An 11,586-nucleotide genomic window follows, 5' to 3' on the forward strand; every position below is an offset into this window, starting at 1 on the left:
GGGACTGTATCGGGAATGTCACGAAACCAGACCGAACAGGTGTTTCAGGACGACCTCGACTACTGTTACGAGGCCGTCGAAGACGTCTCACGCACGTTCGCCCTGACGGTTGCGGAGCTCGACGAGCCGATGTCGCGCGACATCTGTGTCGGATACCTCCTCTGTCGTATCGCTGATACGATCGAGGACGCTGGGCATATCCCCCCGACAGAGCAGCGCGCCCTCCTGGACCAGTACAACAGGGTACTGGATCCGGACGACGACGAGACGATCGAGGCGTTCCGGAGGGCCATCGACGAGTGGATCCCGGCCGACTCGAACGACGACTGGGAAGTGGTCGCCGAGTGCGAGCGGGTGTTTCGAACGTTCGAGGGGCTCGACGAGGACTCGCGGGCGGCTATCCGCCCGCCGGTTCGCGAACTCGTCAGCGGGATGGCGATGTTCGTCGAGCGCTACGCCGAGCAGGGCGGCCTGCGCCTCCAGACGTTCGGCGAACTCGAAGAGTACTGCTGGTACGCCGCCGGGACCGTGGGGACGCTCGTCACCGGCCTGCTCTCGCGCAACGTCGACGACTCCGTCCGCGAGACCCTCCAGAACAACGCCCGCTCGTTCGCGATGCTCCTCCAGCTGGTGAACGTCTCGAAGGACGTCGCCACGGACTTCGAGGAGGAGAACAACGTCTACATCCCCCAGGAGTTGCTCGACGCGGAGGAACTCGACACCGCGGACATCCCCGACGAGGACAACAGCGAAGCGTTCGTCCCCGTCATCCGCCGGGTGGTCGACCGCGCCGAAGGGTACCTCGACGGCGCCCAGACGTGGCTCGAGGCGATGCCAGAGATCCGCGGCAACACCCTCTCGGCGTGGGCCATCCCCTTCCTGCTCGCCGTCGGGACCATCCGCGAACTCGAGGAGCGCCCCGAGGACGTGATCGAGGAGGGCAACGTCAAGGTGTCGCGCTCGGAGGTTACCACGATCTTCGCCACCTTCGCCCGCGAGGAGGACCCCTCGCTCGCGGAACTCCGCTCGAAGATTCGCCAGCGTCCCCTCGACGAGTACTGACAGCCCCGTTTCGGACATCGCAACGGATTAGTCGGACTCGTCGGTACCTCCCCGTGTATGTCGGCAGACGTAGACGTCGTCGTCGCGGGTGGTGGGCCGGCCGGCCTCCAGTTCGCGCGGGAGGTCGCGACCCGATCCGAGTACGGGGTCCTCGTGCTCGAAGCCAACGGCTCGCTCTCGGACAACGACAAGTCCACCGGTGGGACCTTCGACCAGGTTATCGAGCGCTACGACGTTCCCGACGACGTGGTGATGGCCGAGAACGAGGACGTCGTCTTCGAGGCGCCCGGCGCGAGTTCGACGCTCTCGATCCCCGGCTACGTTCTCGATTTCCCCGCGTTCCTGGAGTTCCTCGGCGAGGACGCCACCGCCCACGGGGCGGAGGTCCGGACCGGCGCGCGAGTCGCCGACCCCGTCGTGGAAAACGGGCGCGTCGTCGGCGTCCGGTACTGGGCCGACGGCGAGAAGCGCCGGGTCGACGCGGACCTCGTTGTCGACGCGACTGGTCCCAGAGCCGTTCTCGCGAAGCAACTGGGGATGTTCGATCCCGATTCCGCACAGCGGGGCATCGGCAAAGAGTACGAGGTGACCGGTCGGTACGACCTCGATTCGATGCTGTTCCGCTTCGACCACGAGGTCGCGCCGGGCGGTTACGCCTGGACGTTCCCCGCCGGCGACGACGCGTTCAAGGCCGGCGTCTGCTGGATAGAGGACTTCTACGAGCGACACAGCCTCCCGGACGACGGGACCATCGACGACTACGTCGAGTCGTGGGTGGCCGCCGACCCGCGGTGGGAGGCCCAGGAGGTGCGCGCCGTCCACGCGGGTGACGCGGTCTCGAACAACTCCATCAACCAGCGCGCGATGGACGGACTGGTCGCCGTCGGCGACGCGGTGTCAAGCATCAACCCCCTGTTCGGCGAGGGGATCCGTCCGGGGATGCAGTCCGCGGAGATGGCAGCGAACGTCGCGCTCGCGGCGCTCGACCGCGGCGACACCTCCCGCGAGCGACTCCGCGTCTACGAGGACAGGTGGAACGAGGAGAAGGGGATCCAGTGGCGGATCCAGCGGATCGTCTGCGAACTGCTGTACGACTTCACGCCCGGCCAGCAGCGCCGGTTCGTCACCAGTGCCGGCCGCCTGAACGACGCGCAGGTCGAGCGCCTGCAGGCCTACGACCTGACCGTCCGCGACTACCTCGACCTGTATCCGTTCGACCGGAGCGACCTCGGGAAACTCCCGGCGCTCGCACGCCACGTCTGAGCCGGTCGGCGCGGATGGTAGGGAAATCGACGGATCCGTCGTCTGTCGCCGTCGTGTCACGTGGTAGCGCGATACTCAGGTGATTTAAACGTGGGGAGCCCGTACCTAACCTGTGAGCGAGAGCGACAACAGCGGGCGTCGGAACCTCCGGATGCCCTCGGACGACGAACTGTTCGCGGTAGTAACACAGCACAACGGCGGCAACCACGTCCGCGTCCAGTGCGAGGACGGGGTCGACCGCATGGGTCGGATCCCCGGCCGCATGAAGTACCGCACGTGGATCAGCGAGGGCGACGTCGTCCTCGTCGAACCGTGGGACTGGCAGGACGAGAAGGCCAACATCGAGTGGCGCTACTCCGAGCAGGACGCGGACCAGCTGCGCGACGAAGGCCACATCGACTGATTATTTTCAGGAGCGCCGAACGCTAGCGACAGCGCCGCGCGCCGATTCACCGCGAGCGACGCGTCCCCATCGAACGCCTGATAGCTTGCGATTATGTACTACCCCTTATATAGGAACAATTCTTATATATGTTTTGTTATAGTACTGTTTCCTATCGATTCTGGTTCCCCCGATCCGCTGGCAGAGTCGGGCAGTATCGCCTCCTTGTGTCCGAGAATCTGGGCTCTCGGAAGGCAGCAGGCTGATCCTCGTCAAACTGTCCTCGATTGTACTCGGTTCGACACTCGAACGGTGGCTGATCGAACGCACTGGCGCCTGTCGACGGGGTCGCGGCCGAACAGGGCCACAGATGATGGGTCTGAACCGGATACGGGCCGAATCGTGGCGTCTCTGGCGGTGTTGCGTCGGGAAACTCCGGAGCGACTGTCCCGTGAGACCGGTCTGGTCCCGATCCGTCGACAGACCTCTCCAAATAGTTGGTGAATTCGAATAGCATCAGATTATGGTTAATTTTGAGAGCTGTGAAACTCTCCGATCGAACGGCGGTGCCCGGAGTCTCCGCTTCCCCGCGGAACGGCGGCGGGGAGGGGAAGCTTTATCGACGGCGTCGGTGATAGACGAATCATGTTAGCCAGCGACTGCAGACGCGACGTGAGAGACTTCGGTGCGTCGGGCACGGGCGAGCAACGCGACACCGACGCGCTCCAGTCGGCCCTGGACGAGTGCGCCGAGACCGGTGGGACGGTCGTCGTCCCCCCGGGAACGTACCTCACCGCGCCGCTCACGGTCGGCAGTCAGACCACGCTGGAGCTGCAGGCCGGTGCGACGCTCGAGTTCGTGCGGGACCACGAGGCGTTCCCGTCGAAAGAGAGCCGCTGGGAGGGCTGGAACCAGACCGGCTTCCACCCCTGCCTGCTGATCGAGGATGCGGAGAACGTCGAGATCACGGGCCGCGGCACGATCGACGGCCAGGGCGACTACTGGTGGCAGTTCTACGGAGTGGACGACGCGGACCTGCCCGACCACCTCGTCGAGCGACTGGAGGAGTTCCGGGCGGCCAACGACAAGGCCGACGACGTGAGCAGCTTCACGCTCCGGCCGCCGCTGTTCCAGATCGACGACTCCGAGAACGTCTCCGTCTCGGGGATCACGCTCCGGAACTCGCCGTTCTGGAACACCCACGTCGTCTTCTCCGACAACGTCACGTTCCACGACGTGAACGTCGAGAACCCTCACGACGCACCGAACGGCGACGGGATGGACATCGACTCCTCGCAGTACGTCCGGATCAGCGACTGCTATCTCAACGCTGGCGACGACGCTATCTGTATCAAGTCCGGGAAGGACGAGGAGGGTCGACGGATCGGCCGCCCGGCCTCGCAGATCACCGTCACGAACTGCACGGTCGAAGCGGGCCACGGCGGCGTCGTCATCGGGTCGGAGATGTCCGGCGACGTGCGAGACGTGACCGTCAGCAACTGTACGTTCACGGACACCGACCGCGGCGTCCGGATCAAGACACAGCGGGGCCGCGGCGGCGTCGTCGAGGACTGCCGCTTCGACAACATCGTCATGCGGCGGGTGGCCTGCCCGTTCACTATCAACGGCTACTACTTCATGGACATCGACAGCGAGCCGATCCCCGTCGACGAGTCGACGCCGATGGTCCGCAATATCGCGTACTCGAACGTCACCGCCCGGAACGTCGAGACGGCCGGGTTCTTCGCCGGCCTCCCCGAGCAGCGTTTCGAGAACATCTCCTTCTCGAACGTCGAGATCGACGCGACGCGCCCGCTCGACTCGACGGACCTCTCGCCGGCGATGGCCGACGGGTTCGACCAGCGTCACGGCCTGTTCTGCAAGTCCATCGACGACGTCTCCTTCTCCAACGTGCGGATCCGGACCGACGAGGCGCCCGCCCTCGCGTTCGAGGAGACCGGTCGCGTCTCGATCGACGGGCTCCACGTCGACGCCGACCAGGAACCCCCGGTTCTCGAACTGCTCGACGTCGACGAGACGCTCGTCAGCGGATGTGACTGGCAGGGTTCGGGCGCGTTCCTCCGCGTCCGCGGCGAGGACCCCGGCCGGGTCTCGTTCACGGGCAACCACGGCGACCTGACCGACCACGTCGACGCGCCCGACGCGGACGACTTCTCGGTCGACGCCGACTGAACCTGGCCGAGGGACCGCTGGTCCTTCTATCGGAACTCAGAGACCAGCAATCGCTCCCGGTCACTGCGGAGCGAGCGGGAGAAGGGGACTGTCCGGGCCGCTACGGCTCGACGGCGACGGCCCGTTCGCGCAGCCACGTGCGCAGGCCGGTGTCGGGCACGGAGATCTCGTGGGTGTTCTCCGGGAGGTCGGGATAGCCGCCGACGTCGTCTTGGCTGTCGATGACGCCGCCCTCGCCGTTGCGGATGTTCGCGACGATGCGCTCGTCGTGCTCGGTGCGGTCGGCCGGGCGGGCGCCGGCGTGTTTCAGGTTGTGCGCCTTCGTCTCACCAGAGGCGAACGATTCCAGGCCGCTGGGGAACAGCGGGCGCGACTCCAGTCGCGTGATCCCGCTCCCGATCATCGACACGTCGGCGTCGTCGTTCTGGACGTTGTCCTCGGCGTAGACCTCGCCCTCGCCGAAGACGTTGGCCTTCTCGCTCTGGGGTTCTTCGAAGACGTTGCCGACGATGCTGTGTTTGGTCTCCGGGTCGGCCCACATCCCGTCGCTGTGGTGGTGGACGAAGTTGTTGACGACCGCGGTCTCCGTGCCCTGCTTGAGACGCGGATTGCGATCTTTGACGAACGCCCAGACGTTGCCGGCGAGCGTGACGTTCTTCGCGTTGTTCCCGATGAGGGAGTTGTAGCCGTGGGGCCCCTTGGGGTGGAGCGAATCGTGGAGCGGCTCGGCGACGAGGCAGTTCGTCACCGTCGTCCCGTCCGTGTCGTATCCCACAGAGAGGTTCTCGTCGGTCGACCAGGTCGTCGAACAGTGGTCGACGACGTTGTTCTCCGTCCCGTCGCCGGTCCGGATCGGGTCGTTCTGCCACTCCCGGTCGAGGCCGGCGTCACCCGGTCGCACGTGGAGGTGCTGGACGACGCAGTCGTCGCCGTTGATCTGGAGGCCGCCGCGGACGAGGGTGATCCCGGGCGACGGGGCCGTCTGGCCGGCGATCCAGCACTCGTCGTAGGGGATCGCCAGGTGGGTCGCGTCGAGGTCGATCGTCCCGCTGGTCGCGAACGTGACGACCCGCGGCCCGTTGATGTTGAGCGCCGTCTTGAGCTTCGCGGCCGACGGTTCGTCGATCACGATGAGCGGCGTGTCGTCGTCGAGCCACGGCGCGAGCTCCGTGAAGCCGTCCGACGGGTCGACCGCCGACGCGGACCTCGGCCCGTCGCTCCCGTCGCCGCTTCCCGGTCCCGCCGTCGAGAACAGACCGTGAGGGCTCGTGGTAGACGCCTCGCCGTTGTCGATCGTCACCCGGTACTCGTAGTAGCGTCGCGGCGTGAGCGCCGACGCCGTGACCGTCGTCTCGCCGGTCGACGAGGCAGTGGTCGCGCCCGCTTCGGACCACTCTTGGTCTGGGATCTCGCGGTACTCGAACGTCAGCTCCGCAGAGTCCGCGGCGCCGAGACTGGTCACGTTGCCAGCGAGCGTGGCCTCCGTAGCCGACGTGTCGGAGACGTCGCCGGCCTCGACGACCGGGACGTCCTCGACGACGGAGACCTCCCCGCTCATGATCGGTCCACCGATGTCGCTGTTCTGGTCGGGGGTGAACCCGTCGAGGTTGCGGAACCGGGCCGCGCACACGGAGGCCCTGTCGTGGCTCGTGACGGCCAGGCCGACGAGCACCTCGTCCGGGAGTTCGATCGTGTTCGGTCCGAGTTCGAGCAGGAGCGTCCAGTTCTCGCCGTCCGCGGAGCCGTAGGTACGGATGGTGTCGCCGACGCGTTCGATACGCTGCCAGGTCCCCTCGAAGACGCCGCCGTTGCGAGCGAGGTCCTTCCCGGCGTCGGAGGTGACGCTGGCCGACGCGGTCCCGTCTTCCGGCCGCCACTGCGGCGAGACCGGGAGGTCGCCCGGCCGCTTTCGCATGAACACGTTGCGCGACCCGCTGTCGAGACTCGCGCGAGCCATCAGCCCGGCCTTCGCGTAGGTGTCCGTGTTCTGGACGGAGACGACCTCCGTCCGGACGTCGAAGTCGCCCGTCAGCGTCTCGTAGTAGAAGTGCCCGAAGTCGTTGCTGTCCCAGATGTCTTCGCCCCCGCCTTTCACCGTCACGAGAGTCTTACCGCCCGCGGCCTCCGGGGCCTGTTCGGTCGGCTCCGGCGTCCCGGTCGCCGTCGCCGTCGCCGTGTCGGCGTCGGTCGGTGTCTCTGTCGGTGCGTCCGTCGATCCGTCGGCCGGCGTCTCCGTCGAACCCGGGGTCCCGTCTCCCGAGAGCGCGGAACAACCGGCCAGTCCGCCGGCCGTGCCCAGGCCGATGGCTCGGAGGAACGTGCGTCTATCTTTCTCCATGAGTGACAACGACTACCAGGTGTTATCCATGACATTTATATTTTGTGTAATATAGAATAGAGAACCAGTCCGGATGCCTGCGGATAGCGGGACAGTGCGTGAGAACGGAAACAAAACCGGCCACGAAAACGGGCTGGGCAAGGAAAACAGGACGAAAAGGGACGCGTGGTAGCGGGCCGTTACGGTTCGACGGCCGCGGCCTGCTTGCGAAGCCAGGCGCGCAGTCCCGAGGTCGGGACGTCGAGCGACTGCGTGTTCTCGGCGAGTTCGGGGTAGCCGCCGACGTCGTCTTGGCTGTCGATGACGCCGCCCTCGCCGTTGCGGATGTTCGCGACGATCCGTTCGTCGGTCTCGGTGCGGTCGGTCGGTCGCGCGCCGGCGTGCTCCAGGTTGTGCGAGCGCACGTCCGACGAGGAGACGGGTTCGAGCGCCTCCGGCCAGAGCGGGCGGGAGTCGAGTTGGCTGATCCCGTCGCCGATCATCGGCACGTCGGCGTCGTCCCGCTGGACGTTGTCCTCGGCGTAGACGCTGCCCTCGCCGAAGATGTTGGGCTGGTCGGTCTGCGGATCTTCGAAGACGTTGCCGACGATGCTGTGTTTGGTCTCCGGGTCGGCCCACATGCCGTCGCTGTAGTGGTGGACGAAGTTGTTGACGACGACGGTCTCGGTGCCCTGCTTGAGACGGGGGTTGCGGTCGGTCCCGAGCGCCCAGATGTTACCCGAGAGCGTGACGTTCTTCGCCCGGTCGCCGATGATCGAGTTGTAGCCGTGCTCGCCCTTGACGTGGGTGGCGTCGTTGAGCGGTTCGGCGACGAGACAGTTCGTCATCGTCGAGTTGTTCGTGTCGTACCCGACGTTGATGTTCTCGTCGACGCCCCACGTGCCCGTACAGTGGTCGACGACGTTCCCGCTCGTGTCGTCGGCCACCTCGATGGCGTCGGGCTGCCAGCCCTCGTCCTGGCCGGCAGTGCCGGGCCGCACGCGGATGTGCTGGACGGCGCAGTCGTTCCCGTACACCCACAGACCGCCGCGGATCAGGGTGATCCCGGGCGACGGCGCGGTCTGACCGGCGATCCAGCACTTGTCGTTCCGGACGTTGAGGTCCTCGGCACCGAGGTCGATCGTCCCGCTCGTCTCGAAGACGACGATGCGGGGGCCGGGGATGCTCGTCGCGGCCGCCAGGGACTCGCGAGTGGGCTCGTCGACGACAACGAGCGGCGTGTCGTCGTCCACCCACGGGGCGAGGTCGGCGAAGCCGTCGGCGGGGTCGACGTTCGAACTGCTGGCCGGTCCCTCCTCGGAACTGCCGTCGGAGCCGCTCGGGGTCGAGAACAGCTGTGCGACGGTACTGAACTCGTTGTCGCCCGTATCGGCGATCGCGCGGAACTCGTAGTACCGGCGCGGGGTGAGACCGGAGATATCGACCTCGGCCGGACCGGACTCGGAGAGCGTCGTCGCGTCTGTTTCGGTCCACTCTTCGGTCGTCGCCTCGCGGTACTCGTATCGCACGTCGACGCTATCCGCGCCGCCCATGCTCGTGAGCGTCCCCTGCAACGTCGCCGACTCCGGCGAGGCGTCGGCGCCGAGGTCGGAGACGACGGCAGCCTGCGCGACCGAGACGCTCCCGGAGATGATGGGATTCCCGAGGTCCTGGTTCTCCGTCGGCTCGACCCCGGAGAGGTTCCGGAACTTGGCCGTCGTCGCGTTGGCGTTGTCGTGGCTCGTCGCGGCGAGTCCGAGGACGACCGTGTCGGGAAGCTCGATCTGGTCGGTGGTGAGCTCGACCATGAGCGTCCAGTCCTCGCCGTTCTCGGAGCCGTACGCGCGGATCTTGTCGCCGACCCGCTCCAGGCGCTGCCAGGTCGCGTTCTCCATCATGCCGCCTTCGACCCGGCTGAGCGGGGCGCCCGCTTCGGAGGTGGTACTCGTCGTCGAGGCGCCGTCCTGCGGACGCCACTGGGGAGAGAGCCCGTAGCCCGCGCGTTTGCGGACCATCACGTTTCGCGATCCGGGGTCGAGCGCAGCCCGGGCCATCAGCCCTGCCTTGGCGTGGGGGTTCGTGTTCTCGAGGGACGTAACTTCCACTCGCGCGTCGAAGTCACCGCTCACTTCGGCGAAATAGATGTGACCGAGGTCGGTCGTGTTCCAGATGTCCGCTCCGGCCGCCTTGAGCGTGATGATCGTGGGGCCCTCCGTCTCGCCGCCTCCGCCGGTGTCCGTCTGGGTGTCGGTGTCGGTATCGGTCGATTCGGGCGTGGAAGTGGCGGTCGGCGTCTCCTCGCCGTCCGTCGGTTCCGTGTCGCCCTCCGGCGTGTCCGTGTCGTCGTCGCCCGACAACGCGGAACAACCGGCGAGGCCAGCGATGGAGCCGGCCCCCAGCGTTCGGATAAATGTTCGTCTATCGGGATTCATTGTCGTCTGTCTTAACCGGTTCGAATGAACAATATTAATCCTTTTGGACGGGCGACAGCGGCACCGCCTCGGCAGTCCGGGGCGGCGAGTTCCCGAATTCGTGCCTCCTGGAAGGTCGTGATCGGCGAAACCGCCGTGAGAGGGACATTTCGAGCCGCTCCCGGGACGTTTTCCTCTCGGGAACGGAAGTAAGGGGTCCCATCTCGTTCGTTCCCGCTCTACGATCGATTCTGCCCCGATATCGAGCGGTTTCCCGACGGAACGACGCGATCTAGTCGTTCCATGCACGGAGACTCCTGTTCCCAAGCGAAGAACGGGGTGGCCCCGAAAGTTCGATCGCGGCTTCGTCACCGATGCGACGGCCGACCAGCGACTCTCACGTCGGCTGAAATCACCCGCTCTGGTCACGAAGCGTTCCAGTGTCTCGCTCTCGACTGGACTGGGGCACGTATTACACTGGTAATACTGTAATTATTCTGTACGGCGGAGGGTTCCGCCGGATTACGTTGCTATCGCTGGAATGTCCCTATCTGACCTCCTGAGAGCAAGTAATTGTAAACGACCTGCTTTCTCGACGTTCCTGTGTCCCGAATACATCGTGAGGCGGCTCGTGTACCGGCTACACAGCTGTTAAGGGAGAATACGGCCCCGAATTCCGCGTTTGAAAGTTCTCTCCTGGGGAACAGAATCCGATATCGCATCGCGCGATTGCGGCCCGTATCCGGGGTCTGGTCCGAAAGCGACCGTGTGGTCGATCGGCCCCGAGGGAAACAGTTATTGGCGAATTCCGTCAACAGAAACTCGTTATGGTCGATCGATCCGATGCGGTAACCGTCGGTATCGCCGGCGTCGGGAGCCTCGGGATCCGGCTGGCGCGCCAGTTCGAGGAGCTCCCCGACTCCGAACTCGTCGCGCTCGCGGACGTCAGCGAGGAGAGTCTCGCGGACGCGGGTGAGGAACTGTCCGTCCCGGCGTCCTCGCAGTATCTCGATTACGAGACGATGCTGGACGAGGAACCGCTCGACGCGGTGGGGATCGCGACCCCGAACGGGCTCCACTACCGGCAGGCGTCGGCGGCGCTCGATCGAGACCTGCACGTACTCTGCGAGAAGCCCCTCGCGACAAGCGTCGAGGACGCCCACGATCTCTGGGAGCGCGCCGAGGCGAGCGAGCGCACGTTCATGGTCGGCTACCAGCGCCACTTCAACCCGGCCTACGACCTGGCGCGCGAGCGGTGGGCGCTCGGCGACCGCGAACCCCGATTTATCACGGGCGAGATCACGCACGACTGGCAGTCGTACTACGAACACATGGAGGACTGGCGGATGGACCCCGACCTGAGCGGCGGCGGGCACCTCCTCAACGTCGGCACGCACGTCGTCGACGCCATCCTCTGGACGACGGGACTGACGCCGACGCACGTCAACGCCTACGTCGATTTCCACGACGAGGACCAGATATTCGACAAGCAGTCCTCGACGATAATCGAGTTCGAAGAGGGCGCGATGGCGAACGTCTCGGACACGGGCGTGGTCGCGCGGACGCGCGAGCACGTCCACATCTGGGACGAGGAGGGCGCGGTGTATCTGGAAGGCCGCGAATGGGACGACCGGACGGGCACGACTATCGACGCCGACGGCACCGAGCACGACCCGTACAACGGCTACGACCGGCGATTGAGCAAGGGGCGAGCGTTCCTCGACGCAGTCGAGACGGGCGAGGAACCGCCGGCCACCGCGCTCGACGGACTGAAGGCGGTGGTCGTGACGATGGCCGCCTACGAGTCGGGTCGCCGGAACGAGCGGCTTTCGCTTGCAGCGGAGTTCCCGTTCCTCGACGGCGTCTTCGACTGAGTCGGCCGATACGCACGTAAATCTCGTCGAATCGCCACGTACCGATCGGCGACTGGCCAGATCGTGCCGAAAGATCACAAACAT

7 protein-coding genes are annotated in these 11,586 nt (G+C 65.9%); 5 read left to right on the plus strand and 2 right to left on the minus strand.

Translation table 11 applies throughout. The features are described 5' to 3' along the window. Window positions 1-15: 15 nt before the first annotated feature. The 4 genes from ACMGFE_RS06145 to ACMGFE_RS06160 all read left to right on the plus strand — a co-directional run bounded on the left by ACMGFE_RS06145 (window position 16) and on the right by ACMGFE_RS06160 (window position 4,900). Window positions 16-1,062, plus strand: a complete 1,047-nt coding sequence (locus ACMGFE_RS06145; protein WP_436924194.1) for a phytoene/squalene synthase family protein — start codon at window positions 16-18, stop codon at window positions 1,060-1,062. 57 nt (window positions 1,063-1,119) lie between these two features. Then, window positions 1,120-2,325, plus strand: a complete 1,206-nt coding sequence (locus ACMGFE_RS06150; protein ID WP_436924195.1) for an NAD(P)/FAD-dependent oxidoreductase — start codon at window positions 1,120-1,122, stop codon at window positions 2,323-2,325. A gap of 112 nt (window positions 2,326-2,437) precedes the next feature. Continuing rightward, window positions 2,438-2,728, plus strand: coding sequence for a translation initiation factor eIF-1A (locus ACMGFE_RS06155; protein ID WP_135362923.1), 291 nt, complete (start codon window positions 2,438-2,440; stop codon window positions 2,726-2,728). A gap of 624 nt (window positions 2,729-3,352) precedes the next feature. Beyond that, a complete protein-coding gene (locus ACMGFE_RS06160) occupies window positions 3,353-4,900 on the plus strand; it encodes a glycoside hydrolase family 28 protein (RefSeq protein WP_436924196.1) in 1,548 nt (515 codons plus the stop codon). Window positions 4,901-5,000: 100 nt separating this feature from the next. Here the strand turns inward: ACMGFE_RS06160 and ACMGFE_RS06165 are convergent, their stop codons facing one another. Beyond that, the gene (locus tag ACMGFE_RS06165) at window positions 5,001-7,238 is read right to left on the minus strand and encodes a pectate lyase (protein ID WP_436924197.1); all 2,238 of its coding nucleotides are present in this window, start codon (window positions 7,236-7,238) and stop codon (window positions 5,001-5,003) included. Between the two features lie 179 nt (window positions 7,239-7,417). Next, entirely contained in the window at window positions 7,418-9,649 is a 2,232-nt protein-coding gene (locus ACMGFE_RS06170; protein ID WP_436924198.1) for a pectate lyase family protein, read from the minus strand. Between the two features lie 806 nt (window positions 9,650-10,455). Here ACMGFE_RS06170 and ACMGFE_RS06175 point away from each other — a divergent pair. Beyond that, a complete protein-coding gene (locus ACMGFE_RS06175) occupies window positions 10,456-11,502 on the plus strand; it encodes a Gfo/Idh/MocA family protein (protein ID WP_436924199.1) in 1,047 nt (348 codons plus the stop codon). Window positions 11,503-11,586 lie beyond the last annotated feature (84 nt).

The organism is Halosimplex amylolyticum, from assembly GCF_051414035.1.
GTDB lineage: Archaea > Halobacteriota > Halobacteria > Halobacteriales > Haloarculaceae > Halosimplex > Halosimplex amylolyticum.